Below are 25,217 nucleotides of genomic sequence, written 5' to 3'. Positions count from 1 at the left end.
AAATGCCTTACGTTGTAAAAGTAACTGCATATTTGGATCAACATGGGAATCCTGTATCAAATATAAAAGATGCTAAATTTTTTGAAAAAAAGGCGATTGCAGAAAGTGCTGCATTTGTAACAGATGGAATTATTAAAGAGGTTAGCAAAGTAATAGTTATACCTAAAAAAAATAAAATTTTGAAAACAAAAACTGAACCAATTAAGAAAGAAAAAAGCACTAAAAGCAATCAAGTTTGGATGAAAGCGAGTGAAGAAGATGATTCCAAAGTTTAGAGCGTGGGAGCCAGATGTAAAATATATGAACGATCAAGTACGAGTGACGAGTAATCGATTTGGAAGTGGTGAGGTTTGGGTTGAGGCGACCGAATCTTTTGGGTGGACAGAATTGAGACCAGAGCATCTTATGCAATCCACAGGATTAAAAGATAAGAACGGCGTTGAAATTTTTGAGGGTGATGTATTATATTACATTCCTTTCGAATCGCATATAAATGATAGCATCGTTGTATTTGAAAAAGGTTCATTCTGCAAAAAAATGTTAAGAAATGGAAAATTAACATCTGTTAAATTCATTGACAGCGAAGAATATGAAGTTATCGGAAATATCCACGAGAACCCAGAACTATTGGAGGTCGCAGAATGAGTAAAAAAGCCGTTTGGTTATCAGATATTGAATTCATTGAGATGCATAGTAGCGATTGGGAAAGATTGGAAAGTGAAGCATTTGAACCAGATGAAAGTGCGAAGGCGCAGCTCAACGAAAATCAGCAGATTGTGCTAGATTGGTTGAAAGAATCATGCAAATTAAATGGATTACGTGAAGTTATTGAAATCATGGGATTTTTGCCAACTACTGGTGGAAAAATGAAGTATAAGCAAATAGCTTATGCATATGCTGATTTAAATGAGGTTGAATTAGCTCAAGTATTACAGGCGTTTGGCCAGTGGGCTTTGGAACAGGAGGAAGCGGAATGAGCTACGAAATAACATATGACGAGAACGTCAGCAATAATGTGCAACAAAAAAATATTGTTGTCAATAGTAGGCATTTATACAAAGTTTATCTTGAAAAAGAAGCCTATCGTAAAAATGAGGAGATGGGTATTGATTACACATTAGACATTAAATGTGATGAAACTGGCGTCAATGTACAAGCGGTGTTACCACACGAGGTCCTTTATGAATTAAATAAAATGATAGGCGACAGTCTGAAATTTTAGGAGGAACAGCGATGAATAAACAAGAATTGATTGAAGAATTAGAATGCATAGAAGTTTCTACAGACAGCCTTGATTATTTGAAAGGTGCTGACTATGCCAACGAAAGAGCAATTAATTTAACAAAACAACTAGATGAACCGATAAAAGTTGTTGTTCCGAAGTTTGTTGCGGAATGGCTTGATAAACATAAGTATTCCACTGATATAATTGATCTCTTTTTAAGCGTTGAGTACGCAACTGATTCAGATGGGTTTGTTGCTGAAAAATGGGATTACAGCGGAAAATTTTATGATTGGTTGAGTAATAGTGCAGATATACAGTTTACGTTGTGCGACGCTATGAGGTATGGCTACGAAGTCGAGAAAGAGCCAACCATTCACGAGCTTAAAATTTTACCAGAATACTTTGAAGCAGTTGTTTCAGGTAACAAACGTTTTGAAATCCGTAAAAATGACCGTAACTATCAAAAAGGTGATATCTTACGCTTAAACGAATATCAAGACGGACAATATACAGGTGATGTCCATGTCGCAGAAATAACGTACATTACAGATTATGCCCAACAAGATGGCTATGTAGTGATGGGAATTAAGTGAGGAGGTCAAATAAATGGAACAACTCTTATTAACAAAAACTGGTGAAAACGAAATCGGTATAAATGCTACAGGAATGGATGATAATGAAATTGTCTTCACGTTAGCTGCTGCTTTAATTGGATACAGCAAGGAATTGGGACTAACAGAAGCAATACTAAACGAAAGTATGTCCGTGCTGTGGAAAGATGGTGAATAAATGAAACGCAATTGGAAAAGATTAATAAATAAAGTTAGTGGCATTGCAATAATGATTCTTGTAGCAAAAGCAGCCGTGAGCTATTTCGTGTATAGCAATGACATAACAAGCAGTGACCTCGTTTATTTCCTTTCATGCTCGTTTATTTTGGGGTTAGGGCTATATTTAGGAGGTTCAAGTGTATGAGTTATCCAGAAGTTTATATCTTAGGAAGGCAAGTCGATGGCGTTTATGTTGAGTATTCAGAACCATATCTTTCAAAAAAAGAAGCTGAATTTGATAAGCATCACTATGAAATGGGCCAATCAATGTCACATGATGCTGGCTCTTGGAAAATTTTAAAGTATGGCAGACCAATTACACTGGAGGTGCAACATGGGTAAGAAAAAATCAAAAATTAAAAAGAAAAAGCGTCGCTTGCAAGAAAAGGCAATTGCAAGCGGTACTCAAAATTCTAAAAAATAAAAAAAGTCGGAATCGCTCCGACCAATCACATTGATATTATAACATAAAAGGAGCGATTTAACTTGATTCAATTGTTAAAAGAAATTGATTTCAGTCAGACTAGAGCCAATGCGAGAGCCGTGTTGAAAAATTTTAGGCGTTTGGACCGAATAGCTGGTCGTTCCTTAGTAGATGTTCGATCACCAATCATTACAGATATGCCCAAAGGTATAAAGCATGGTAACAAAGCAGAAGATGCGTTGATCCAGATGATTGATGTCGAAGTAGAGCGTGATGCAATCCTAACGGCTTTGATGTCATTAAGTATAATAAGTCGTCAAATTCTTCACTACAGTTTCTGTGTGCAGGACCATTACTCTAACTACAAAATCGCCAGAGAAGTCGGCTATTCTGAAAGAAGTATTCAAAGAATGAAATCAGAAGCTTTGATTGAATTTGCTGAAGCTTATCGAAATGGTAAAATAATTGCCTATAAATAAAATTTTGGCGGTTTTTTGGCGGAAAGTTGGCGGTTTTTATACGAATTTGAGTGATAATATAGTAGTATCGAAAGTCAAAGAAATGGACACATTACACACTTTCTGGTTTAGTCAACGTTTGCTTTGCCTTTCGATGGTCACTTGCAGACTATACGTTCTCAAAAAACAAAAAGTGAGGTGAAATTCCTCCCTTATTTTTCTACAAGTTTGCAAGTGACACAAATAGTTGCTAGGGACGCAGTAACTACCTGATTCATACTAGGCGAAGTTAGGCATGTTACTCCATTCCAGCATATGACGATAAGAACATTAACCAGATCTCTGCGGCAGCTGCTTACGCACGAGAGCAATTCCTAAACTCATAGAGTAGCAGCTAGGTACGTTTAGGATAAACTTAATCAATTGTTTTTGCTGGTGTTTGATTGATCAGTCATTGTGGGTGGCGTGTAGCATTGTGGTAATGCAACTGACTTCGTGTGAGATAAGATGCAGGTTCGACTCCTGTCACGCCAATAAGTGGCAAAACCACTTAAATAAATTAGGAAACGTCAATAGATGTTTCTACCCTTCACGAGAGACATCCGCTTGCGGGGTGTCTCTTTTTATACATAAAATTACGCAGAAAAAGGCATCTTCCTAAAAAATGGGAATGTTTTTTTAGACAGAAAGGAAGAATAGTTATGATTTTACAATATGCAATGAGATTGAACGAAGAAGGAACAGAGAAAGCAGAACACATCGAGGACGGTGTAACCTCTGTTGCAATCACAGAAAACGAAATAAAAGTTTATTACGAAGACAAACGTGGGGTAAAAAATAGCACTACGTTTTTAAAGGATTGTTCGCAAATTTACAACATGTGGTTACTAAGTGATACGTTTAAAACGTTAAAAAGATTAATTTAGATTAGGTTTGATATAGAAAGGCGGTGAAGTCATGGCCGTAAATGAGATACGTAGTCAACAAAAAGATTTTGTAAAACATTATTTAGCACTAAGAAAGAAGAATGCGACTCAAGCAGCTATCAGGGCCGGATATAGTGAAAAAACAGCAGCTAGTCAGGCCTCGCAACTTCTTAAGAATCCTAAAGTTTTGAAATATCTCGAAGAGAAAGAAGAAGAGCAAACCAAAGCTTTATGGAACGAATTTAAGTTTGATGCTTTAGAAGCACGAGAGGTAATGCACAAAATCATGAAAAATCCCTTAGCTAAAGACAGCGATCGTATATCAGCGGCTAAAGATTTCTTGGATAGAGCAGGATTTAAGCCAATAGAAAAAGTAGAACACTCAGGATCACTCGAAATTTCCGATGCAGCAATCGAAATCGAGCAGTTTTTCGAGGATGATTCTACATGAGCCCTAAAAAGCGAAAATATTTAAACCTAATCAAAACGAATCCGGTAATTTTTGGAAATTTAGTAGGGTTTACCGATTTAGGAGAACTGCACAATGATTGGTTAAAGTCTTTTTTGTTTGAGAAAGACGATCAAACGCTATTGGCTCATCGTGGTTCATTTAAAACAACTACATTGGCAATCGCTATTGCGTTGTTAATGGTTCTTTTTCCCAATAAAAATATTATCTTCTTACGAAAGACTGATACGGACGTCGTAGAGATTATTTTACAAGTGGCTAAGGTTTTATCTAGCAAATACTTTAAAACGCTTGTATTTGCATTATATGGCGTTGAATTAGTGCTTTTGAAAGAGACCACCACGGAAATAGATACCAACTTAAAAACATCTAGCCGAGGAACCTCTCAATTACTCGGTATGGGGATATACGCTTCTCTAACTGGTAAACATGCGGACATCGTTATTACTGATGACATTGTTAATATTAAAGACCGAGTCAGTCGAGCCGAACGAGAGAGAACGAAACTTCAGTATCAAGAATTGCAGAACGTTAAAAATCGCGGTGGTCGTTTTATTAACACAGGTACACCATGGCACAAAGAAGATGCTATATCTAAAATGCCTAACGTCAAGAAATTCGATTGTTACGAAACAGGATTAATTGACAAAGAACAACGTCAATCATTGCAACAAGCAATGACACCATCATTATTTGCGGCAAACTATGAGCTAAAACATATTGCTGACAGTGAATCGCTATTTGCTGCACCAACCTATACCGACAGTATTAATCTTATTTATAACGGTGTAGCACACATCGACGCGGCTTACGGTGGTGATGACAGCACAGCCTTAACCATCTTCAAAGAACAAAAAGATGGAACAATTATTGGATATGGTAGGAAGTGGCAGAAACATGTGGATGATTGCTTGCCTGAAATTTTGCGATTGCATCAACACTACCAGGCAGGAACTTTCCACACAGAAACGAACGGAGACAAAGGGTACTTAGCTAAGAATTTACGTGAGTGCGGTCAGTTTGTTACTGAATATCATGAATCTATGAATAAATTTATTAAAATATCTACTTATTTGCGTAAGCACTGGCACTTGATTATTTGGTTAGAAGATACAGATAAAGAGTACATTGCCGAAATATTGGACTATACAGAAAATGCAGAACATGACGATGCACCAGACAGCGCGGCCAGTCTCCTTAGGACCTTAAGCTTGAAGAATCCACAATCATTAGAGGAACGTATGGACGCTGCCAAGTTCTTCTTTGGATAAAGAAAGGGATGAAAAAGTGAATAAAAAGAATGAAGTAACGTTTTTAAGAAATCACAGGTATCATAAAAATGCGAATGCGGTTTTTAGAATGGCACAGGAAGATTTTGAAAGCCTAGAATTTGATAGTGAAACATGGATTACTCAACTAAAAAGATTTGTTAATCGACATCTTGCTGAACAAGTACCACGTTTAAAAGAGCTTAAACGCTATTACTTAGCAGATAATAACATTAAATATCGTCCTCCAAAAACTGATGAATACGCTGCCGACAATAGAATAGCAAGTGATTTTGCTAGATATATCACTATTTTTGAGCAAGGCTATATGTTGGGACAGCCGGTCCAGTACAAAAATGAAAATGATGAACTGCAAGAAAAAATCGATGACTTCAATAAGCAAAACAACGAAGCCTATCACAACGTACTTATCAAAACCGATTTGTCAATCTATGGCAGAGCCTACGAGTTGGAAACAATTGCTTTACAAGATGAACAAGCGTTTGTAAAACTAGTTAAATTAAACCCAGAGCAGACATTCATTGTTTATGATGATACGACTGACAGTAATTCGTTATTTGGTGTTTATTATTATTCAATAGATTATGGCGATGGGGTGCGTAAGGATTTTATAAACGTTTATACATCTGACATGTTATACATCTATGTCAATGACAACCAGAATAAAAAGGGATTGACATTATTAGACTTTGAAGATTATGCGTTTAATGGCGTACCTATTAATGAATTCGCAAATAATGAAGACCGTACAGGTGCATATGAACCTGTTTTAGATTCAATTGATGCTTATGATTTGTCTCAATCTGAGTTAGCTAATTATCAGCAGGACACAATGGACGCTATTTTGCTTATCAAAGGAAATCCATACACAGGGACTGCTCAAAATGACTTAGATGAAGACGGTAATATTGTTCCTAATTCACGGTTAGCTGTTTCTTTAGCTTTCAAAAAAGCACGAATAATGATTTTAGATGATAATCCAAATCCAAACGGATCAGAACCTGATGCAAAATATCTCATAAAAGAATATGACTCAGAAGGTGCAGAAACTTATAAGAAAAGATTGGTTAATGATATTTTACGATTTACTTTTACACCAGATACATTGGATGTCAATTTCAGTGGTACACAATCAGGTGAGAGTATGAAATACAAGTTAATGGCTGCGGATAATCGGCGGGTTATGCAACAACGCTTATTTGAAAAAGGATTGATGAGACGATTACGACTAGCTATTAATATTTGGCGAATAAAAGGGAACGATTCAACAGCGTATAATGATATTAACAATACGAATATTATATTTACTGCGAATGTTCCTAAATCAGACAATGAGGTTGTTTCATTAGCTAGTCAATTAGTTGGGCAAGTTTCAGATGAAACATTATTTGAAATATTGTCTACAGTGACGGGTGTCGATCCCGATGTCGAACTAAAACGTATTAAAGAAGAAACAAATGATAAGCCAGAACCACGAAGACCTGAAGTGAATAAGAATGAAACGGGGAATGAAGACGATGAACGAGAAGCAGCTAAAAGAATTAATGAAGATGAATGAGAATAATCAAACACTTGAAGCTATATTTTTCGAAACGCAAAGAAGTTTAGAATTTATTGCTAAGCAGGGGAAATATCTTTTTGATAAATGTTTAGATGAGGGGTTTAATGAAAATCAGGCTTTAAGATTCACTATTGGCATTCTGACTGGCGTTTCAAATTAAGGGGCTGATTGAATGACTTCACAGCAATATTGGATAAAGCGTATGGATGAAATCATGGCTTACGTTGATAAAACGGATTTAGATTTCTTCGATGAATTACAATCTATATACACAGAAAATCGTCAGAACATCCAGAAAGAGATATATAAATTTTATACTCAGTATGCTAAAGAAAATAGAATCTCTATGCAAGAAGCAAAAAAACGGCTCATGAGGGAGGACTTAAGTGATTATAGAGAGAATGCCAAGAAATATTTCAAAGCGGCTAAAAAAGACCCGGAATTATTGAAACGCTTAAATGAACAATATAGAGCTGGAAAAGTCACTCGATTAGAGGCGTTACAGCTAGACTTACTTTATCAATTAGGTGTGATGCGCGGTGATCTTGAACAATCATTTAATGACTATTTGAAAGAAGTCGCGAAGTACGCATATAGAAAAATATCTGGTGGAAATTCTGCGAGTACTTTAAATCTACCTGCCTTAGAACAATTAGTGAATACACCATTCAATGGAAAAAACTATTCGCAAAGCATTTGGAGAAATGTGGATGATTTAGCTAATGACTTGAGGAATACTTTAGTTAAAGGATTTGTTAGAGGATTGGGTCCTGCTGAAATGGCAAGGGAGTTAAGGAAAAAATACAATGTAGCGCGTTCAAGAGCTGAAGCAATCATTCGTACAGACGGAACGAATATTATCAATAATGCTACGGCAAAATGCTATATAGATGCTGGTTTCACTGAATATGAATACCTTGCTCATATTGACAATCGCACTACTGAAATATGCAAAGGTCTAAACGGTGTCGTCTTTAAATTAACAGATTTTCAACCTGGTCTAAATGCACCACCTATGCACGTGAATTGTCGGAGTACGATCATTCCAAGTAAAAAAGAATTGAGGGATGTTTAAAATGCTGTTAAGATTTATTGCTTTAATTATTGGCATGCCTTTCTTAGGGTTTTCACTAGCAATAACGATTATGCTGATTAAGACAGGAATTCATTACGAACAAAAAGAAGTACCAGATCCATATGATTACCTCGACTCTGATTATGAAGAGCATTTGAGAAAAGAAAATAGTAATGAAAGAAAAAGCAAAAGTTAATGTGTTAGGCGTAGAATACACAATTTATAAAGAGACAACAGAAGCAGACAAGCCTTTTATGCGCGGTGCAGACGGTGTCACTGATTTTACGACCAAAGAAATTTTTATTAATCAGTTAGATAACGGAGATCCAGATAATTTTCAAGAAATTGATGTATATGAAGCTAGAACCATACGCCATGAAATTATCCATGCTATTTTATTTGAATCGGGATTAGACAATAACGCAGAATGGCCAAGAAATGAAGAAATCGTTGATTGGATTGCTATTCAGTTTCCTAAATTATTAAACATTTACAAAGAATTAGAAGTTGAGTCGTTTTAAACGGCTTTTTATTTTGTCCAGGCGTGGATGACAAAAAAAGCTACGGAAATGAGCAAGCATTGATTCTCAATAAAAGCTATGGAAGGAGAAAGTCAAATGAAAACATGTAATTTATTACCAATGCAATTACAATTTTTTGCTGCAGATAATGGAAATGGTTCAGGTGGAGGAGATAATCATCAGCAACAAAATGAAGACGAACAAAAATCATTGAATCTCGATGAACTAGATGAAGAACAGCTGACTTCAATTAAAGAAAAGTTCGGATTAAAAGACGATAAAGATGTTAATGAGATTATCAAAAGTAAAAAATCACGTTGGCAAAAAGATTTAGAAGAACAAAAGAATGAAGCTGCTCGTTTAGCGAAACTTTCAGAAAAAGAGCGACAACAAGCTATTCTTGATAAAGAAAAAGAAGATTTTGAAAAACAAAAGGCTGAGTTCCAAAAACAGCAACTGTTCGTTGAAAAAGGAAATCAGTTAAAAGATGAAGGTATGCCTTCTGATTTTGCCCATAGAATTACCGGAGAAACAGCTGAAGAAATTCTGGAAGATGTAAAGGCATTTCGTGATGAATGGGATAAAGCTGTAGAAGCAAAGGTGAACGAGCGTCTTGCTAGCAAAAATAAGACACGAGTAGGCAATAATGGTGGTCAAATGACTAAAGCAGAAATTATGCAAATTAAAGACTCTAAAGAGCGTCAAAGAATGATTGCTCAAAATAGAGATTTATTCTAGGAGGAATAACTTATGAAAAATATGTCAAAAACTAATAAAGAACGTTTATTAAAAATGGATTTGCAACTATTCGCGGCAGAACCAGACCTTACAAAAATGGATGATTTAGGGGAAATTAAATCCATTGATTTTGTGAATCGTTTTGAGAAAGGCATCAAAGAATTATTAGAGTTATTAGGTGTAACACGGTTAGAACCTTTATCTAAAGATATGAAAATTCAAATGTACAAATGGACAACGTCATTAAAAGATGGAAATGTTGCGGAAGGCGATGATATTCCTTTATCCAAAGTAACTCGAACTAAAGGAAAATCATTTACAGTAACATTCAATAAGTGGCGCCGTGCAGTAACTGCTGAAGCAATTGCTCGTCATGGAGCATCTATTGCGATTGATCAATCTGACGAAAAATTATTGCGCCAAATTCAAGGTGGAATTAAATCACAATTTGTTAACTTCTTAGGTACAGCCCCTACTAAAATTCAAGCTGAAGGGTTACAAAAAGCGTTAGCACAATCATGGGGGAAACTAAGCACATTCGAAGAGTTTGATGGAGCTCAATTTGTTTCCTTTGTAAATCCTATGGATGTAGCAACCTACTTAGGGGATACAAAAGTCTTAGCAGACGCATCTAATGTATTTGGTATGACCTTATTGAAAAACTTTCTAGGTGCAACAAACGTTATTGTATTAAACGCAATCCCAGAAGGAAAGGTTTATTCTACCGCCGTTGACAATATCGTATTAGCGTACTTGGATATGAAGGCATCTGATTTAGGTGATATTTTTGTGGACTTCGTTGATGAAACTGGTTTTATTTCAGCGACTCGTGGACGTACTCTACGAAATGCAACATTTGAATCATTGTTTATGAATGCTTTAACATTATTCCCTGAAATTCCAGAAGGTGTAGTGGAAGCAACAATTAGTGGTGAAACAACAACGACAACGACAAAACCAACAACAACGACTACTACGACACAAGGGTAAAGTAGGTTTCTGATATGGAAAAGACAGAAAAAGAATACGGTAATCGTCTGAAGGAAATCAAAGTTTTGTTAGGCATTTCTGACGAACTCCAAGATGAATTGTTAACATTAGTGATTCAAGACAGTGAAGAACGTATTTTATCTGTCTTGAATCAATATGCTCAAAAAAATGGAACAGATAAGTACGATGCTGTACCTGATAGTTTGAACTATATATTGAGAGATGTATCAATTAAACGTTTCAACAAAAGAAATAGTGAAGGGACAAGTTCTGACAGCGAAGAAGGTCGTTCTTTTACTTGGGAAAAGAGTTATTTGGATGAATATTTGAACATTTTAGACGAGTATACCAAGCCTGAAATTAGAGCTGGTAAAGGAATTGCGAGGTTTTTACCATGATTTATAACCATCGTTGTAAAATAGTCAAGAATATCACTACTGAAGGGTATTTAGGAGAAGAAGCCAGTTCAAAAGAAGTTAGAACAGTACCTTGTAGTATCCATAATATTTCTTTTGATGAACAAATAGCTTTCTTTGGAAAATACAATAAGAATGCACTTAAAGTTCATTTACAGGGATATTTCTTCTTTGATGAAATTAATATAGACGGTATTTCTAAAAATATTTTTGATGTTAAGTTTCATCGCAATTCAACAGTTGTGATATTAACATGAGCAAAGTTATTCAAATTGTTGGACTGAAGGCATTTGTTCGGGGTGTCAAGAAGCAAACAGGAAAAACAGAACAGTCTATTCATAAAGAACTACAAAAATCAGGATTTAGAGTTGAGAAAAGGGCTAAACAATTAGCACCGGTAGATACTGGATGGTTAAGAAGCAATATATATTCATATATGATGAACAGAATGTGTGTAAGTATAGACTCGCCTGCTAACTATTCAATTTTCATCGAAGAAGGAACACGCTTCATGGCTGCTCAACCTTTCTTGTATCCTGCTGTTAAAGAAGAATATCCAACATTAATGAAGAATTTACAAAAGATAGTTGGAGGTAAATGAAGTGGAACATGCCCCAAATACAAAATTTTTAAAAGAGATTTCTGAAAAATTAAATAAAACGGGAATTCCTATTTACTATAAACTTCCAGGGCCAGAAATTATTGAGCCTTTTTATGTTATTGGCAATCACTTTGACGATGATACAAAAAGTGCAAAATTTGGTGCTGCAATAGTAAACACTGATTTACAAATAGATTTATTTTATCCAATAAATAATAGAGCGGAAGTCGAAGATGTAATATATCAAACCAAGTCTGCTCTACGCACAAAGAAAATTAGTACAAATATTAGACCTGATAACACTATTGGTAGAGAAGTTTATCATGTCGTATTTAAAATATCGGATTATATTTTTTAGGAGGAATTTATATGCCAGAAACAGTAAATAACGGAATTAAAAAATTCCAAGGAACACCTATTAGAGGAAACCGTGTTTGGTACTTTATTCAAAGCACACAAGCACCAATTGGATCTCCAGCCCTATTGCCTGCATTTCAAACAGATGGCACTACAACTATTGGCGGTGACAACATCGATGAACAAACAAAAATGGGACGTATCATTTTAAAGTCAACTGATGAACATAGTATTGAATTGACACAATACTTTGCTCCCGATGATGAATCAATTGATGTTATTGAAGAAGCTAAAAAGAATGGACATTCTGTTAAAGTATGGCGAGTCGTTGTAGACGATACTCTTGCAAAGGAAGAAGGAACTGGAACTAAAGCTTATCCAGCTAAATTTGGTTATGGTATCCCTGACGAATTAGAATATGCTGAAGGGGAAGATTTAGTTGAAATTAGCTACACATTAAATATTGTAGGGAAATTGCAAGACGGAACATTTCCTTTATCAGATGAAGACGTTGCAATGGTCGAAAGTTTGTATCAATTCCAACGCCCAGGAGAAACTACTGGTGATTATAGCAATATTGATAATGGAACAACAACAACCACTACAAGACCTACAACAACCACAACGACAACTCAAGGGTAATTAAAATGAAATATCTATTATGTCAGCCTGCGATTCAAAGATTTAAATGGGAATTAGAAGTGTGTCTTACTAATTTAAAAAAAGTAGGAATTGAAGACATCGTTTTGCTCTTTTCGAAACATGATCCATCAATTCCTGTGTATTTTAAAGAAGAGTATGGTGTAAAAGTGCATACTTATGAGGATAATCGAAGGGATAAAAGTTATATCCCTTCGATTAAGCCTTATTTGTGGTGGCAATATTTAAAAGAAGACCCTAGTAGAGAAAAAGAAACATACTTCTATATGGATTCAGATGTGATTTTTAGAGAACTGATTGATTTCAACAAGTTTAATTTGAAAGAGGATGTTTGGTACTGTTCAGATTGTAGTGGCTATTTAAATATTGATTATATACGTAGCTGCAAAAATGGAGACAAAATATTGCAGGAGATGTCCGATATAGTTGGTGTCAATCTTGAATCACTTGAAACAATTAATAGTAATTCAGGTGGGGCTCAATGGGTTATAACCAATCCGAAAAAAGAATATTGGGAAAAGGTTTATTGTGATTCAAGACGTTTATTCAAGTATTTAAATAACCAAGACAGTAATATTCAAATTTGGACTGCGGAAATGTGGGCTCAATTATGGAATATGTTAGTTTTTAACATAGGCCCGAAAATCGATGAAGAATTAAATTTTTGCTGGCCAACTGATCCAGTCAATAAATGGTACGAAACAAAAATGTTACACAATGCAGGTGTAACTGAAAAAGATAAAGATTTATTTTTTAAAGGAAAATATGTTAATACAAGTCCCTTTGAAGATAGGTTAGATAATATGGCTAAAGATAAAGCAACTATAAAATATATAGAAGCTATAAAAATGGCTAAAACAGGAGGAAATAATATATGTCATTTGCAGTTGAATTAAAAGGGAAACAATTAGAAATTAAGTTTAATTATGGAATGTTATTTAAAGCTAATAAAAAGCTAGGTACAAAAGATGCTCAAGGTAACTCACAAAATGATGGCGCAGGTGTTCTTTTTGTAAAAGTTCTAGAAGAAGATGATGATGCGCTTTTTGATATTATCAAGTTGGCTTCAAAAGACAAAGTAACAGATGAAGACATTGCGAAGTCTGTTCAGGATTTTGTGGAAACTTTTGAAGATGAAGAAGAAGGATACAGCATGGTATTTGAAAAACTTAAACAAGAAATGTTGGATTCTGGTTTTTTCGTGAAGAAATTGAAGAAATATATCAGCAATCTAGAGAAAGCAGCAGATTACTTGAAGAGCCAACAACCGACCGAAGAGATTCAAAATCCAGAGCAGCAAGCAAAAGCGGTCAAAGATTTAGCAGATCGAATCAAGAAAGAAATCTCATAGTGAATTGTGCTAGGCAAGGATTAGTGGATATTCCATTAATTATGTCTTGTTATAAGTGGGAGTTAGAAGCGATTTTAGAAGGATTAGCTTTGAAAAGCGTAGATGAACAAGAACAAAAAGCTCATTATGCGTTTACTTTAAGATATGTTTTGAATGCAAAAAAGCCAAAAATAAAAAAGGTATTTGATAAAGAAAAAATTGAACGCAAAATAAAATCTATTTTTGCTACGACAAACGAAAAGGAAGAAACATACAATCGTGTGGAAAAGGCAAAAGAAGTGATGAACTATTTCAAAAATAAAAAGTGGAGGTGAGTAAATGGCTTTTGAAGGTGCTATTAACGCTGTTATCGGTGCTGATTTGTCGCAATATAATGCTGCAATGAATAAAGTTTCATCTATAGCAAATAAAACTATGAATGATGTTGCTAACATATTACAAAATGGATCTATGAGTACTACTCAAAAAGTCGGTCAAATTATGAGTAAGTTAGCTGATCCGATGCTAAATAGCGTTTCTAAAGTTTTACCACAAACTGTTGCATTATTTGAAAAAGCTGGCGGCGGTATTCAACGTGTAATTGCTGGAATCGGCGAAAAAATACCACAACCAATTAAAAAAGGGATGTATGCTGCCAAGAATGCGGTTGTAAGTTCAGCTAAAGAAATGGGAGCTGGACTATCACAACAAACATCAATAATTGGTAAAGCATTTTCGACAGTTGCTTCTAAAATACCACAGCCTTTTAAAAGTGCATTTAAAGCTGTTGAATCAAGTGCTAGTGAAATAAGTTCAAAAATTACTACTTTGGGAACTAATATAGGTTCGAAATTAACTGGAGCGTTTAATAGTGCTGGATCAAAAGCGTCTAACGCACTAAATAAGATGGTTTCAGGAACCAATAAAGCAGGATCAGCAACAGATGATTTAGTAAAAAAAATCATAGGTATTGGTGCAGCATACGCGGTAGCTCAAAAAGGCATATCAGCACTTTCTAGCGGATTTAAAGAAATTATAGGTGACTTGAACCAAGGCTCAGCTACATGGAAAACTTTCAATGCTAATATGGAAAATATTGGTAAAGGAAAAGATGAAATAGCATCTGTAAAAAAAGAGCTACAGGATTTTGCCACTAAAACAATTTATTCTGCTTCTGAAATGGCTACTACATATAGTCAATTAGCAGCTGTAGGAATAAAAAATACTGACAAATTGGTTATGGGTTTTGGTGGATTAGCTGCGGCAGCTGAAAACCCGACACAAGCGATGACAACGCTAAGTCAACAAGCTACACAAATGGCTGCTAAACCGATGGTTCAATGGCAAGATTTTAAATTGATGTTAGAACAAACTCCTGCGGGTATTGCAGCTGTTGCTAAAACTATGGGCATGTCAACCTCTGAAATGGTGACTGCGGTTCAAGATGGGAAAATTGCTACTCAAGATTTCTTTGATGCAATAACTAAAACTGGTACAAACGAAACGTTTTCAAAAATGGCTACCGAATATAAAACTGTCGGTCAAGCAATGGATGGCTTAAAGGAAACAATCACCAATAAATTACAACCGGCTTTTGATCAACTGTCTCAAGTAGGGATAGAAGCAGTCAGCAAATTAACAGATAAAATTGGTGATTTTAATATGGATAAAATATCTGCAGCAGTAGATGTTGCTACAAATGTTTTAAACCATTTTATCAATGGCACTGATTTGTCTAAAAAAAGTATTGATGCTTTAAAAGGTGCTATTCAAGGACTATTACCTATAGCTGCCGTATTGGGAAGCGCGCTAGTAGTCAGTAAAGCAGTTCCTGCAATTGCATCTCTTTCAAGCGGATTTTCAGCATTTTCAGGAATATTAGGAGGTATGATAAGCGGACCGTTCAAAATGTTTAGTTCTGGATTAACAGGTTTGATAGGTTTAATTCCTAAAATAGGAAGTAGTTTATCCATGGCAAGTTCTGTTGGTATGGGAGCCTTAGGTGGCATGACTTCTGCAATGGGAACTATCATGCAAGTAGCTTTATCAGCTATAGGACCTGCAGCTATATTAGGATTAGTTATAGCTGGATTGGGACTAATCAATAATCAATTTGGAGCACAAATTGACAAATTATTAAAGACGGTAACTACAAAAGGCCCAGAAATTATAACTAATCTTGTTAATGGTATTACCTCACAATTGCCACAACTTATGCAAAGTGGCACTGAATTAATTGCTAAACTAGCCAGTGCTATATCTACAATGATTCCAGTAATCATAGATTCAGGTATGAAGATTATTGGAAGTCTTGTACAAGGTGTGGGACAAAATGCACCGTCTCTTATAAATTCAGCGTTAGAAGTTATTACTTCATTTTTGAGCTCCATAGCAAGTGCATTGCCTGAATTATTAAAAATGGGAATGGAACTTTTGCTGAATATAGTTAAAGGAATCATTCAAAATATACCGAAAATAGTTGAATCAGTGAAAAAAATCTTGGATTCGTTTGTTAATTCTGTAATGGAAAATCTACCTCAAATTATAGATACGGGTATTCAGATTCTTCAGAATTTAATTGATGGTCTTACTCAATTACTGCCACAAATTTTACCTGTCGCATTAAACGCAATTCTCACATTAATCCAAGGTTTAATGGATAATATACCTAAACTTTTAGATGGAGCAGTCCAAATAATAAATTCATTATGTAATTTTATTGTAGAAAACTTACCTATGATTCTAGACGCAGCAATGCAAATTATTATGGCCTTGGTTAATGGTATTGTTGAGAATTTGCCAAACATCGTTTCTTCGGGAATACAAATCATTATGACGTTGATTGGCACGGTGATCCAGATGCTCCCACAAATTATTGCTGCTGGGTGGGATATTATTAAAGCTCTTGCTGGTGCTATTTTAGAGGCTATTCCTAATTTTTTAAAAGGAGCTTGGGATGGTATTAAAAATGGGTTTTCAAATTTATGGAACACAATAACGGGTAAGTCATCTGAAACAAGCTCAAAAGTATCAAGTGATGCTACTACTACTGCTACAAATTTGAGTTCATCTTATGGACAAGCAAGTTCAAATGTTTCTAATTCAATGAACAACATGAATCTAAATGTAGGTAATTTGAGTACACAAGCCTCAAACAATGCAATTAATGCTTCTAATGCAGCTAAAGATGGTACGTCTTCAAACTATAATCTACTAGCTACAAATGTATCAGGAACGATGAATAACCTTAATAGTGTAGTAAATTCAAATTCAACTAAAGCAGCAAATGCTGCAACAAAAGAGTCTAATAGTGCACTAAATGGTGTCTCTAGTGACTATAATAGTATTTTATCTAATGTTAATCAGGCTACCTCGGGTACTGCGAATGCTGTTGGCACTAATATGAATCAAGCTACCCAACAAGCTTCTAGTGCCTCTAACCAAATGTTTCAAAATGTATCAAATAATACACAAAATATTAATAACAAATCTTCGCAAGACATTTCACAGATGTCAAACAATGTAACGAAGTCCATGAACTCAATGAAGTCAAATGTGACAGGTACAATGAATAGTGTTGTTAGTACTATTAATGGGGGATTCAGTAGGATAAATTCTGCAAATACTCAAGCATTCAATTCAATGGCAAATAATGTTCAAAATGGTATGAATAGAATGAATAGTACCGTTATGAATAGCATGAATTCAATGACAAGCATAATGATTTCTTCCACGAGTCGAATAAACTCCATTTTTAGTGGATTGACTTCAACGCTTTCTAATATCGGTTATAATGCAGGTATAGGTTTGAAAAATGGTTTAGCAAATTCTGCGGGTTCTATTTACGCAACTGCTAGTAATATAGCTAGTAACGTAGCCCGTACTATGAGGAAAGCACTGGATATTCATTCGCCATCACGTGTTACCGATAAAATTGGGGGATTTGTTGGGATGGGTTTAGTTAACGGCATGTCAAGAATGCAAAAGCAAGTTGATAGACAAGCGTTAGCATATGCAACATCAATAAAATCACAAGAATATGAAGCAAATTCTGTTTTAACGGCGGATACTAGAAATGTCTCTAATAAGCTTTCTTCATCTATGAATGAATTAAGCGAAGAAGTTAAAACTAGTCAATTACAAGAACCAGTATTTGAAGTTCATACCGAACTTGTTGGAGATAAAATATACACAATTGTTAAACAAAAAGAAGCAAGAAATCAAAATAAAGTTAATTTGGTTAACAAGAAATAGAGGAGGACACTATGGACTTAAAAATAGAAAAGGAAAACTTATCTACAAGGATGTCCTCCCTAGGTGTCCTTGTGAAAGATATTGATTCCACTAATTCTATTGTTGAAATTAATACTAAAAAAATAGACGGAACTAACCGAAGTCTATTTTTTGGAGCCACTCATAGTGAGAAAAAAATCACTGTGAGTGGTTATTATTATGTAGAAAATGAACTTCAAGATGAGTACATGAAAGATAAATTGAATGGTACTTTTGCAGACACAGAACCATTTTATATAACTAAAATGTATACTAATCAAAGCTTATATGGTTATGAGCGACCTGGAGAAAAGCAAGGTTTCGATATGTTGAGAGTTGATAAGCAACGTCAATATCATTATAGATATAAAGTGTTATTAGACGGAGAAATCAATTATGATTTTCAAGGTTTTAGTGATGTAGGCCTTCTATACGAAGTATCACTAACATTTAAGACGGTAGATTTACCATTTGGAATTACCATCCCTGATGATATAGAAATAACAAATTCTAAAATGATTGAATATCGCGGTACTGTTCCTTGCAGTCAATTAGAGTGGCCGTGGAAAGTGCAAATTATTGCAAAAAAAAATTTAGGGGCTGAATTTAAATTATCCATTGATGGACGTGAGTTCAAATATGTTGGTAAAAGAAATATTTTATCTGGCGATAAATTTTTATTAGAAGGGACATCTTTTACTCTTAATGGTTTAAATATTAATGATCAGACAAATATTGAATATTTTATTTTAAAACCGAATGAGGTTGGTTTTATACCATTTTCTACATCTTTTAAAATTGGCGAAGTAGAAATAAATATACTGAATAAAGTTGACTTATATAGATAAGGAGTAAGTAGTGATGGTTAAATTCATAGATACAGACGGAAATACTTTTATTGCATTGGCAGATATATCTTTCGTTAGAAGGTTAAATGGCGAAAAATCAATTAGCGGTACCATATATACTAATAATGATGTCTTGCACAGAATAGACAGAGGGTGGCAAGTAGAATTTGAAAATGAAAAATACTATTTAACTTATGCCATGCCAACTGATCATGGAAATAACATTACGGTTGAATTTGATGCCATACATGAATTTTTCTTTAAGATGGGTAAATCATGCATATATGATACTTTAAACGGTTCAAATACTGCAAAAACTTATCTAGATTTTATTTTTAAAAATAGTGGATACACTTATTCATTAGCTACTACTATACCAGCATTTGAAAAAGAAAACTTCGGAATGAAGAATAGATTGGCACTATTTAATGACTTTATAAATAGTACTAACACCGAATTTCAAATTATTGGTAATGACCTTTACATCGTAGATAAAATAGGTAATGATTTATCAACAATTGTACGTAAAGGTTTTAATATGCAAGAGTTAGGATTAGAGCACAATATAAGTGATTTTGTTACGTATGCGAAAGGATTTGGGGCATACAAAGACCCAGATGATGTTACTAAAGGAAGATTAATAGTTGAATATACCAGCCCGCTAGCGGAAATTTATGGAAAGCTTGAGGCAGACCCAGTTGTTGACGAACGCTATACTAAAGAAGATAGTTTTCTTGAACATTTAAAGGAAATTGTTGAATCATCTTATAGTATTTCTGTTAATTTAACCGTAGAAGATTTGAGAAAAGCTGGGTATCAATATGGTTTGCCTGAACCAGGAGATTACATTATGGCTGTTAATGAACAGTTAGGTTTTCAACAAAAGATAAGAATTGTCGGTGTAGATGAAAGGTTCAATGTTACCGGTGACTTAATTGAAAATAATATTACATGTAATTCAATTAATTTGATAGAACAAAAAAATAAAGCTGATGCAAGCAACTCTAAAAATTGGTCAGATATAGCTAACGGCGTAAAGCCAATCCCGGAAGAATGGCTAACAGATGCTATACAAAGAGCAACATCTGATTTAATAAACTCACAGTCAGAAGTTAAGTATACAGAAGATGGAATATTGGCTGTTGACAAAAATAATGGTAATCGAATCGTTATTTTAAATTCTGCAGGAATAGGTGTTACAACTGATGGTGGTAAAAGTTTTGAAAATGCGATTACCGCAGATGGAGTTAATGCCACTGCTATAAACACAGGTATTTTAAAAGCAATAGCTATCGATGGTGTAACAATAAACGGCTCAACAATAAGTGGTGGCAAGCTTATTCAGAAGAGTAGTGATTACACTGCAACAATTGAAAACGGCACGATTATTTGGAAAAACAATAAAACTAATACAGACTTCTTCAAGATTAGGCCAGGGGGAGCAAAAAATGATACACAAGACCAAAATACTATAGCGATTCAAGCCTTACAGAATGATACTATCTATTTTGGAAAAGATGATGATTGGTGGAAGACTAAATCTTCAGTTTTTAGGTTTTCTCCAAGTACAGGTAATTTAAATATAGATATGTTGAATTCAAAACCATTATCATCAAATGATGGTGGAAATGTTAATTTATATGCGCATGCAAATGGAAGTGTGATGGATTATAGCAAAAGACAAGCTATAGAATTAACTTTGGATGCTAATAATAATATGCCGATGGTTAGATTGGGAACAACTGGAAAATGGAAGCCTTCTTCATCATCTGTAGAAAATTCATACTCTTTATCTATGAATGACTCATATATCGAACTTACCAATTATAATAAAAATACTTCTAACAGTAGTAGAGTTCAAAATAGCATCATGATGTATGTCGGTAATGGCATTAATCCAAATTCTACTTATACAAGCATAAGTTCATCAGGAGCGGTAAGAGTTTCAGCAAAAAATTTCACTGTTTCTGGCACTAAAAATGCCACTGTTAGAACTGAAAATTATGGAGATAGATTGCTAAATGCTTATGAAACACCAGAATGTTATTTTGCTGATTATGGAGAAGCAGTTACTGATGATTCTGGTAAAGTAAAAGTTAATATAGATCCTATATTCTCAGAAACTATTGTAACAACACATTACATGGTCTTTTTAACCCCTACCAAATTAACAAAATGTGCTGTTATCCATGAAGATACAGATCATTTTGTTATCCAGACTGAAGAACCAAATGTATTAGTTAGATGGAATATAGTAGCACATAGGTTGGATTATCAAGGAGTTCGTTTGGATATTGATGAAACTGCATCTAATTCTCGTAAAAATAATGAAAATTAATTACAATCGAATAACAGATAAATTTGACGAACGTTACAAAATCGAAAACAAAAATGTCAAGAATTACTAAAGGAGGCTTAATAATGAGTGACTTGTTAAGGTTCGATCTTTCAAAGAATTCGATTGGAAGACCAATTGTTTTTGGTCGAGTTGGAGACGGCGAGAGCCTTTCGATGAGGGTTCAAATATTTAAAGATGGAGCTCCCTTCGATTTGACTGGCTGGGTAGCTACTTTTGAAGGAGTAACCCATGAAGAAAGAACGAAAGTTTTTGATTCAGATGGAATAGAGGTAACAAATGGAAAAAATGGTGAATTTACCTATACTTTTCCAAATATGGCATTTGCTGTGGCTGGTTCATATGAACTAGCATATTTTTCTTTCATGAAGGATGATAAGAGAGAATCTACTGATGATTTTGAGATTACGGTATACGGGAATGCTGACATTGATGCAGAAGAAGCAAAAACTATAATTACTGAATACAACAAATTAGTTAAAGCTTTAAATGAAGCTTATCAATCTGCATTAGAAAAAATGAATACTGATTATGATGAAGTTATTAAGCAAATTGAAACAATAAAAACAGAAATGAATAAGTTACAAGTTCAAATTGACAAAACGGTAAATGATGCAGAAGGCCGTATTTCAAACATTCAAAAAGCAGTAACAGAGGCAATGAATAAAGCCCTAGAAGAACTACACGCAGCAGATTTTTACACGAAAGCAGAATCAGATAACAAATTTATTCCTAAATTATCGGCTGAAAGTGGATTATTTGTCAGAAAAAATTCTAAAATATCAGATTTAAATGATGCTGTGGAACCAGGTATTTACTCGATTCCAGCTATAGGAGTGGAAAATAAGCCATTACCAAACTCAGGAAGCTTGATTGTTAGCAAAGATCCAGGTGGGGTCAGACAATTATTTCAAACAGAACGGACAGTATTTATTCGCCAATTTGGTGGAACTCCTTCAAGTTGGACAGATTGGAAAGAGGTTGCATTTGCAGCGAATGTTGTAAACTTAACTGAACCCCAGCGTATAGGTGGGACTAAAGAATTTTCTGAAACTCCTTTAGTAAATGGAAAAGAAGTTGCTTTAAAAGAAAATACGTATACTTATAAAAAATCAGGACTTGATGAAGTAGAAGCTGCGTACAGAAGTGCTTTTGGAGCAGAAACCAATATTCTTTTAGTTCGTAAGGGAAATAAGGTCGATGCCTATTTGCGGGTAAACGTGACGGATGTAGAAAAATTAAAGCCAAACATGGTCCAAATTTTTAAAATTCCTAAAGGATTTATGGTTGATCAAGAAATGAGAGCAGGGTATTGGAATACCGCATTAACAACTGTACAATATACGTTCCCTCAAGGTAATTATGCGGCTTTATATGAGGAAGGCGTGAAGGGAATTAGATTTTGTAGTGACAGAAAAGGGAATCATTATGTTTGTGGTAGTTGGTACACTGCAGATGCTTTCCCAGAAACATAAATGATAATGGAATTAATGAAAGATAAACCGTTTAGCGAAAGCTAGGCGGTTTTATTTGTAAGTAGAAAGTAGGTGCATGATGAACTTAACACTAGAACAATGGTTAGCGCTGATTACATTTTTAGGCGGAATTATCTTCGCATTAATGAAATTCTATCATGTCTTCTCTCAATTAGAGGATAGCATGAAAGAACTAAAACAAGCTGTTGACCGATTAAATAACCATGAAGTGCGCATTAGTCGATTGGAAGAACAAAATAAAACTCTCTTTCGGGGAATTGGAGGAAACAAAAAATGATAGATTGGAAATCAAGAATAAAAAATAAACAATTCTGGTTGTCCCTAATTCCTGCAGTTTTGCTACTTATTCAAGTAGTCGCATTACCTTTTGGGTATAAATTTCAAATTGATGTGATTAATCAGCAACTGCTAGATATCGTCAATGCATTGTTTGTTGTATTAACTATTCTAGGAATTGTGACAGACCATACAACGCCTGGATTATCAGATAGAAAAGGAGACAAATAGATGAAAAAGAAAATTTTAGCAGGAGCGCTTGTCGCTCTGTTTTTTATGCCTACAGCTGTACTTGCCGCTAAAGGAGATCAAGGTGTGGATTGGGCGATTTATCAAGGCGAACAAGGCCGTTTTGGCTATGCACATGATAAATTCGCTATTGCCCAGATTGGTGGCTACAATGCTAGCGGTATTTATGAACAATACACATATAAAACGCAAGTAGCAAGTGCTATTGCACAAGGTAAACGTGCGCATACCTATATTTGGTATGACACTTGGGGAAACATGGACATTGCGAAAACAACAATGGATTACTTTTTGCCACGTATTCAAACACCTAAAAATTCCATCGTTGCATTAGATTTTGAACATGGAGCGTTGGCTAGTGTTCCAGATGGATATGGAGGATATGTAAGTTCAGATGCCGAAAAAGCAGCAAATACAGAGACAATTTTGTACGGTATGCGCAGAATCAAACAGGCTGGCTATACTCCAATGTATTACAGCTATAAGCCATTTACACTAAATCATGTAAACTATCAACAAATCATCAAAGAGTTTCCTAACTCTTTATGGATTGCTGCGTATCCTATCGATGGTGTGTCACCATATCCATTGTATGCTTATTTCCCAAGCATGGATGGTATTGGTATTTGGCAATTCACATCCGCTTATATTGCAGGTGGTTTAGATGGTAACGTAGATTTAACAGGAATTACGGATAGTGGTTATACAGATACCAATAAACCAGAAACGGATACGCCAGCAACAGATGCAGGCGAAGAAATTGAAAAAATACCTAATTCTGATGTTAAAGTTGGCGATACCGTCAAAGTGAAATTTAGTGTTGATGCTTGGGCAACTGGCGAAGCTATTCCAGATTGGGTAAAAGGAAACAGCTACAAGGTGAAAGAAGTAATTGGGAGCAGAGTATTGCTAGAAGGCATCTTGTCATGGATTAGTAAAGGCGATGTTGAATTATTGCCAGATGCAACAGTTGTTCCTGATAAACAACCAGAAGCAACTCATGTGGTACAATACGGTGAAACGTTATCTAGCATTGCTTATCAATATGGGACAGACTATCAAACGTTGGCGGCATTAAATGGATTGACAAATCCAAATCTTATTTACCCTGGACAAGTTTTAAAAGTCAATGGATCAGCACTAAGCAATGTTTACACGGTTCAATACGGTGATAATTTATCAAGTATTGCAGCTAAGCTTGGTACGACTTATCAAACCTTAGCTGCATTAAACGGATTAGCAAATCCTAACTTGATTTATTCTGGTCAAACATTGAGCTATTAATTCTTAAAAAGCGCTTGCATAAATTGAAATATAGAGTTAAAATAAATTTATCCAATAGCAAATCTTTTTCATTGTAACTTTTTTTCTTTTACGAATCACTCGATTTTTAGAGTGATTCAATACATAAGAAACACCTACCGCAGATGCACATTACTTCCCCAAGTAGTTGTCTGTGTGGTAGGTGTTTTTATAATATTACCTTGAAATAATGAAAACGTTATAGTATATTAGACCTACAATAAAGGAGTCATTCACTTAAACCGTCCTTGCCAAGGGACGGTTTTTGTTTTACAGGAAAAATTCTATATAGTATACTTTCTGTAGTGATGACATTCACTACAGAACCTCAATTAATGGCAAAATCACTCACCGTCATACGACAGATTGTGGGTGATTTTGTTTTCAGGACCATTAGCTCAGTTGGTTAGAGCAAACGGCTCATAACCGTTCGGTCACAGGTTCGAGTCCTGTATGGTCCATAAAAAAATCCAACCTAAAAAGGTTGGATTGATAACACAACTATTTGAAAACACTGAAACGGAATATTATATCTAAGATTAAGATTG

General features: G+C 34.9%; 33 protein-coding genes and 2 tRNA genes. All 35 read left to right on the top strand.

The window, feature by feature from the left end; genetic code table 11:
- The first annotated feature begins 2 nt into the window (after window positions 1-2).
- The 35 genes from IGI87_RS10955 to IGI87_RS10785 all read left to right on the top strand — a co-directional run bounded on the left by IGI87_RS10955 (window position 3) and on the right by IGI87_RS10785 (window position 25,130).
- Entirely contained in the window at window positions 3-275 is a 273-nt protein-coding gene (locus IGI87_RS10955) for a hypothetical protein (RefSeq protein ID WP_048942194.1), read from the top strand.
- Entirely contained in the window at window positions 250-645 is a 396-nt protein-coding gene (locus IGI87_RS10950; RefSeq protein WP_239661525.1) for a YopX family protein, read from the top strand. The genes IGI87_RS10955 and IGI87_RS10950 overlap by 26 nt, the downstream gene beginning before the upstream one ends.
- On the top strand, window positions 642-977 hold the full coding sequence (locus IGI87_RS10945; RefSeq protein WP_048962584.1) for a hypothetical protein: 336 nt from the start codon (window positions 642-644) through the stop codon (window positions 975-977). Before IGI87_RS10950 ends, IGI87_RS10945 begins: the two co-directional genes overlap by 4 nt.
- The gene (locus IGI87_RS10940) at window positions 974-1,222 is read left to right on the top strand and encodes a hypothetical protein (protein ID WP_048962582.1); all 249 of its coding nucleotides are present in this window, start codon (window positions 974-976) and stop codon (window positions 1,220-1,222) included. The genes IGI87_RS10945 and IGI87_RS10940 overlap by 4 nt, the downstream gene beginning before the upstream one ends.
- An 11-nt stretch (window positions 1,223-1,233) precedes the next feature.
- Window positions 1,234-1,818: a DUF3850 domain-containing protein gene (locus IGI87_RS10935; RefSeq protein ID WP_049090553.1), complete on the top strand. Its 585-nt coding sequence runs from the start codon at window positions 1,234-1,236 to the stop codon at window positions 1,816-1,818.
- Between the two features lie 13 nt (window positions 1,819-1,831).
- Window positions 1,832-2,014, top strand: a complete 183-nt coding sequence (locus IGI87_RS10930; RefSeq protein ID WP_002389222.1) for a hypothetical protein — start codon at window positions 1,832-1,834, stop codon at window positions 2,012-2,014.
- Window positions 2,015-2,196: 182 nt separating this feature from the next.
- On the top strand, window positions 2,197-2,397 hold the full coding sequence (locus IGI87_RS10925) for a hypothetical protein (protein WP_002409380.1): 201 nt from the start codon (window positions 2,197-2,199) through the stop codon (window positions 2,395-2,397).
- 144 nt (window positions 2,398-2,541) lie between these two features.
- Window positions 2,542-2,958 carry an ArpU family phage packaging/lysis transcriptional regulator gene (locus IGI87_RS10920; RefSeq protein ID WP_048962392.1) on the top strand — a complete coding sequence of 139 codons (417 nt, stop codon included), beginning with the start codon at window positions 2,542-2,544 and terminating at the stop codon, window positions 2,956-2,958.
- A gap of 440 nt (window positions 2,959-3,398) precedes the next feature.
- Window positions 3,399-3,471 (top strand) — tRNA-OTHER (locus IGI87_RS10915).
- Between the two features lie 167 nt (window positions 3,472-3,638).
- Window positions 3,639-3,863: a hypothetical protein gene (locus IGI87_RS10910; protein WP_239658511.1), complete on the top strand. Its 225-nt coding sequence runs from the start codon at window positions 3,639-3,641 to the stop codon at window positions 3,861-3,863.
- Window positions 3,864-3,894: 31 nt separating this feature from the next.
- Window positions 3,895-4,314 (top strand): terminase small subunit, encoded by a 420-nt coding sequence (locus IGI87_RS10905; protein WP_048943744.1) that lies wholly within the window; start codon window positions 3,895-3,897, stop codon window positions 4,312-4,314.
- Window positions 4,311-5,603, top strand: a complete 1,293-nt coding sequence (locus tag IGI87_RS10900) for a hypothetical protein (protein ID WP_438737022.1) — start codon at window positions 4,311-4,313, stop codon at window positions 5,601-5,603. Before IGI87_RS10905 ends, IGI87_RS10900 begins: the two co-directional genes overlap by 4 nt.
- A gap of 88 nt (window positions 5,604-5,691) precedes the next feature.
- Window positions 5,692-7,179 carry a phage portal protein gene (locus IGI87_RS10895; protein WP_239661526.1) on the top strand — a complete coding sequence of 496 codons (1,488 nt, stop codon included), beginning with the start codon at window positions 5,692-5,694 and terminating at the stop codon, window positions 7,177-7,179.
- Window positions 7,139-7,342 (top strand): hypothetical protein, encoded by a 204-nt coding sequence (locus IGI87_RS10890; RefSeq protein WP_048962400.1) that lies wholly within the window; start codon window positions 7,139-7,141, stop codon window positions 7,340-7,342. The genes IGI87_RS10895 and IGI87_RS10890 overlap by 41 nt, the downstream gene beginning before the upstream one ends.
- A 12-nt stretch (window positions 7,343-7,354) precedes the next feature.
- Complete coding sequence (locus IGI87_RS10885) at window positions 7,355-8,257, top strand: minor capsid protein (protein WP_048962402.1); 903 nt, start codon at window positions 7,355-7,357, stop codon at window positions 8,255-8,257.
- A 1-nt stretch (window position 8,258) separates the two neighbouring features.
- On the top strand, window positions 8,259-8,453 hold the full coding sequence (locus IGI87_RS10880; protein WP_048962432.1) for a hypothetical protein: 195 nt from the start codon (window positions 8,259-8,261) through the stop codon (window positions 8,451-8,453).
- Window positions 8,431-8,778 carry a hypothetical protein gene (locus tag IGI87_RS10875; protein WP_048943747.1) on the top strand — a complete coding sequence of 116 codons (348 nt, stop codon included), beginning with the start codon at window positions 8,431-8,433 and terminating at the stop codon, window positions 8,776-8,778. Before IGI87_RS10880 ends, IGI87_RS10875 begins: the two co-directional genes overlap by 23 nt.
- Before the next feature lie 96 nt (window positions 8,779-8,874).
- Window positions 8,875-9,516, top strand: a complete 642-nt coding sequence (locus IGI87_RS10870; protein WP_438737019.1) for a DUF4355 domain-containing protein — start codon at window positions 8,875-8,877, stop codon at window positions 9,514-9,516.
- A 12-nt stretch (window positions 9,517-9,528) separates the two neighbouring features.
- A complete protein-coding gene (locus tag IGI87_RS10865; protein WP_048962407.1) occupies window positions 9,529-10,506 on the top strand; it encodes a hypothetical protein in 978 nt (325 codons plus the stop codon).
- Between the two features lie 14 nt (window positions 10,507-10,520).
- Window positions 10,521-10,904, top strand: a complete 384-nt coding sequence (locus IGI87_RS10860; protein ID WP_048962409.1) for a phage head-tail connector protein — start codon at window positions 10,521-10,523, stop codon at window positions 10,902-10,904.
- On the top strand, window positions 10,901-11,179 hold the full coding sequence (locus IGI87_RS10855; protein ID WP_048962412.1) for a hypothetical protein: 279 nt from the start codon (window positions 10,901-10,903) through the stop codon (window positions 11,177-11,179). Before IGI87_RS10860 ends, IGI87_RS10855 begins: the two co-directional genes overlap by 4 nt.
- Window positions 11,176-11,523 carry an HK97-gp10 family putative phage morphogenesis protein gene (locus IGI87_RS10850; RefSeq protein ID WP_048962414.1) on the top strand — a complete coding sequence of 116 codons (348 nt, stop codon included), beginning with the start codon at window positions 11,176-11,178 and terminating at the stop codon, window positions 11,521-11,523. Before IGI87_RS10855 ends, IGI87_RS10850 begins: the two co-directional genes overlap by 4 nt.
- A 1-nt stretch (window position 11,524) precedes the next feature.
- On the top strand, window positions 11,525-11,881 hold the full coding sequence (locus IGI87_RS10845) for a hypothetical protein (protein WP_048962415.1): 357 nt from the start codon (window positions 11,525-11,527) through the stop codon (window positions 11,879-11,881).
- Window positions 11,882-11,892: 11 nt separating this feature from the next.
- A complete protein-coding gene (locus tag IGI87_RS10840) occupies window positions 11,893-12,522 on the top strand; it encodes a phage major tail protein, TP901-1 family (protein WP_048962417.1) in 630 nt (209 codons plus the stop codon).
- Between the two features lie 5 nt (window positions 12,523-12,527).
- Entirely contained in the window at window positions 12,528-13,436 is a 909-nt protein-coding gene (locus tag IGI87_RS10835) for a hypothetical protein (protein WP_048962420.1), read from the top strand.
- Window positions 13,415-13,891: a tail assembly chaperone gene (locus tag IGI87_RS10830; protein ID WP_048962421.1), complete on the top strand. Its 477-nt coding sequence runs from the start codon at window positions 13,415-13,417 to the stop codon at window positions 13,889-13,891. Before IGI87_RS10835 ends, IGI87_RS10830 begins: the two co-directional genes overlap by 22 nt.
- A 23-nt stretch (window positions 13,892-13,914) precedes the next feature.
- Complete coding sequence (locus IGI87_RS10825) at window positions 13,915-14,205, top strand: hypothetical protein (RefSeq protein ID WP_233071247.1); 291 nt, start codon at window positions 13,915-13,917, stop codon at window positions 14,203-14,205.
- 4 nt (window positions 14,206-14,209) lie between these two features.
- The gene (locus IGI87_RS10820; protein ID WP_048962423.1) at window positions 14,210-18,124 is read left to right on the top strand and encodes a tape measure protein; all 3,915 of its coding nucleotides are present in this window, start codon (window positions 14,210-14,212) and stop codon (window positions 18,122-18,124) included.
- An 11-nt stretch (window positions 18,125-18,135) separates the two neighbouring features.
- Window positions 18,136-18,990 carry a phage tail domain-containing protein gene (locus IGI87_RS10815; RefSeq protein WP_048962425.1) on the top strand — a complete coding sequence of 285 codons (855 nt, stop codon included), beginning with the start codon at window positions 18,136-18,138 and terminating at the stop codon, window positions 18,988-18,990.
- A gap of 13 nt (window positions 18,991-19,003) precedes the next feature.
- Window positions 19,004-21,328: a phage tail protein gene (locus IGI87_RS10810; RefSeq protein ID WP_048962427.1), complete on the top strand. Its 2,325-nt coding sequence runs from the start codon at window positions 19,004-19,006 to the stop codon at window positions 21,326-21,328.
- An 83-nt stretch (window positions 21,329-21,411) separates the two neighbouring features.
- Window positions 21,412-22,821 carry a BppU family phage baseplate upper protein gene (locus tag IGI87_RS10805; RefSeq protein WP_048962429.1) on the top strand — a complete coding sequence of 470 codons (1,410 nt, stop codon included), beginning with the start codon at window positions 21,412-21,414 and terminating at the stop codon, window positions 22,819-22,821.
- Window positions 22,822-22,900: 79 nt separating this feature from the next.
- Window positions 22,901-23,119, top strand: a complete 219-nt coding sequence (locus IGI87_RS10800; protein ID WP_002411210.1) for a hypothetical protein — start codon at window positions 22,901-22,903, stop codon at window positions 23,117-23,119.
- Window positions 23,116-23,349, top strand: coding sequence for a phage holin (locus IGI87_RS10795; RefSeq protein WP_049090496.1), 234 nt, complete (start codon window positions 23,116-23,118; stop codon window positions 23,347-23,349). The genes IGI87_RS10800 and IGI87_RS10795 overlap by 4 nt, the downstream gene beginning before the upstream one ends.
- Window positions 23,350-24,651 carry a LysM peptidoglycan-binding domain-containing protein gene (locus IGI87_RS10790; protein ID WP_438737012.1) on the top strand — a complete coding sequence of 434 codons (1,302 nt, stop codon included), beginning with the start codon at window positions 23,350-23,352 and terminating at the stop codon, window positions 24,649-24,651. It begins immediately after the preceding gene.
- 405 nt (window positions 24,652-25,056) lie between these two features.
- Window positions 25,057-25,130, top strand: a tRNA-Ile gene (locus IGI87_RS10785).
- Window positions 25,131-25,217 lie beyond the last annotated feature (87 nt).

It is taken from the genome of Enterococcus sp. DIV1444a (assembly GCF_051712125.1).
Lineage (GTDB): Bacteria > Bacillota > Bacilli > Lactobacillales > Enterococcaceae > Enterococcus > Enterococcus faecalis.
The sequence above is the reverse complement of the archived record's forward strand: the minus strand, read 5'-3'. Positions and strand labels throughout refer to the sequence as shown.

Excerpts from the sequence above, each read along its gene's own strand:
- IGI87_RS10955 (WP_048942194.1), top strand. The coding sequence starts at position 3 with ATGCCTTACGTTGTAAAAGTAACTGCATATTTGGATCAACATGGGAAT.
- IGI87_RS10945 (WP_048962584.1), top strand. The coding sequence starts at position 642 with ATGAGTAAAAAAGCCGTTTGGTTATCAGATATTGAATTCATTGAGATG.
- IGI87_RS10940 (WP_048962582.1), top strand. The coding sequence starts at position 974 with ATGAGCTACGAAATAACATATGACGAGAACGTCAGCAATAATGTGCAA.
- IGI87_RS10935 (WP_049090553.1), top strand. The coding sequence starts at position 1,234 with ATGAATAAACAAGAATTGATTGAAGAATTAGAATGCATAGAAGTTTCT.
- IGI87_RS10930 (WP_002389222.1), top strand. The coding sequence starts at position 1,832 with ATGGAACAACTCTTATTAACAAAAACTGGTGAAAACGAAATCGGTATA.
- IGI87_RS10925 (WP_002409380.1), top strand. The coding sequence starts at position 2,197 with ATGAGTTATCCAGAAGTTTATATCTTAGGAAGGCAAGTCGATGGCGTT.
- IGI87_RS10910 (WP_239658511.1), top strand. The coding sequence starts at position 3,639 with ATGATTTTACAATATGCAATGAGATTGAACGAAGAAGGAACAGAGAAA.
- IGI87_RS10905 (WP_048943744.1), top strand. The coding sequence starts at position 3,895 with ATGGCCGTAAATGAGATACGTAGTCAACAAAAAGATTTTGTAAAACAT.
- IGI87_RS10900 (WP_438737022.1), top strand. The coding sequence starts at position 4,311 with ATGAGCCCTAAAAAGCGAAAATATTTAAACCTAATCAAAACGAATCCG.
- IGI87_RS10895 (WP_239661526.1), top strand. The coding sequence starts at position 5,692 with ATGGCACAGGAAGATTTTGAAAGCCTAGAATTTGATAGTGAAACATGG.
- IGI87_RS10890 (WP_048962400.1), top strand. The coding sequence starts at position 7,139 with ATGAACGAGAAGCAGCTAAAAGAATTAATGAAGATGAATGAGAATAAT.
- IGI87_RS10885 (WP_048962402.1), top strand. The coding sequence starts at position 7,355 with ATGACTTCACAGCAATATTGGATAAAGCGTATGGATGAAATCATGGCT.
- IGI87_RS10880 (WP_048962432.1), top strand. The coding sequence starts at position 8,259 with ATGCTGTTAAGATTTATTGCTTTAATTATTGGCATGCCTTTCTTAGGG.
- IGI87_RS10875 (WP_048943747.1), top strand. The coding sequence starts at position 8,431 with ATGAAAGAAAAAGCAAAAGTTAATGTGTTAGGCGTAGAATACACAATT.
- IGI87_RS10870 (WP_438737019.1), top strand. The coding sequence starts at position 8,875 with ATGAAAACATGTAATTTATTACCAATGCAATTACAATTTTTTGCTGCA.
- IGI87_RS10865 (WP_048962407.1), top strand. The coding sequence starts at position 9,529 with ATGAAAAATATGTCAAAAACTAATAAAGAACGTTTATTAAAAATGGAT.
- IGI87_RS10860 (WP_048962409.1), top strand. The coding sequence starts at position 10,521 with ATGGAAAAGACAGAAAAAGAATACGGTAATCGTCTGAAGGAAATCAAA.
- IGI87_RS10855 (WP_048962412.1), top strand. The coding sequence starts at position 10,901 with ATGATTTATAACCATCGTTGTAAAATAGTCAAGAATATCACTACTGAA.
- IGI87_RS10850 (WP_048962414.1), top strand. The coding sequence starts at position 11,176 with ATGAGCAAAGTTATTCAAATTGTTGGACTGAAGGCATTTGTTCGGGGT.
- IGI87_RS10840 (WP_048962417.1), top strand. The coding sequence starts at position 11,893 with ATGCCAGAAACAGTAAATAACGGAATTAAAAAATTCCAAGGAACACCT.
- IGI87_RS10835 (WP_048962420.1), top strand. The coding sequence starts at position 12,528 with ATGAAATATCTATTATGTCAGCCTGCGATTCAAAGATTTAAATGGGAA.
- IGI87_RS10830 (WP_048962421.1), top strand. The coding sequence starts at position 13,415 with ATGTCATTTGCAGTTGAATTAAAAGGGAAACAATTAGAAATTAAGTTT.
- IGI87_RS10820 (WP_048962423.1), top strand. The coding sequence starts at position 14,210 with ATGGCTTTTGAAGGTGCTATTAACGCTGTTATCGGTGCTGATTTGTCG.
- IGI87_RS10815 (WP_048962425.1), top strand. The coding sequence starts at position 18,136 with ATGGACTTAAAAATAGAAAAGGAAAACTTATCTACAAGGATGTCCTCC.
- IGI87_RS10810 (WP_048962427.1), top strand. The coding sequence starts at position 19,004 with ATGGTTAAATTCATAGATACAGACGGAAATACTTTTATTGCATTGGCA.
- IGI87_RS10805 (WP_048962429.1), top strand. The coding sequence starts at position 21,412 with ATGAGTGACTTGTTAAGGTTCGATCTTTCAAAGAATTCGATTGGAAGA.
- IGI87_RS10800 (WP_002411210.1), top strand. The coding sequence starts at position 22,901 with ATGAACTTAACACTAGAACAATGGTTAGCGCTGATTACATTTTTAGGC.
- IGI87_RS10795 (WP_049090496.1), top strand. The coding sequence starts at position 23,116 with ATGATAGATTGGAAATCAAGAATAAAAAATAAACAATTCTGGTTGTCC.
- IGI87_RS10790 (WP_438737012.1), top strand. The coding sequence starts at position 23,350 with ATGAAAAAGAAAATTTTAGCAGGAGCGCTTGTCGCTCTGTTTTTTATG.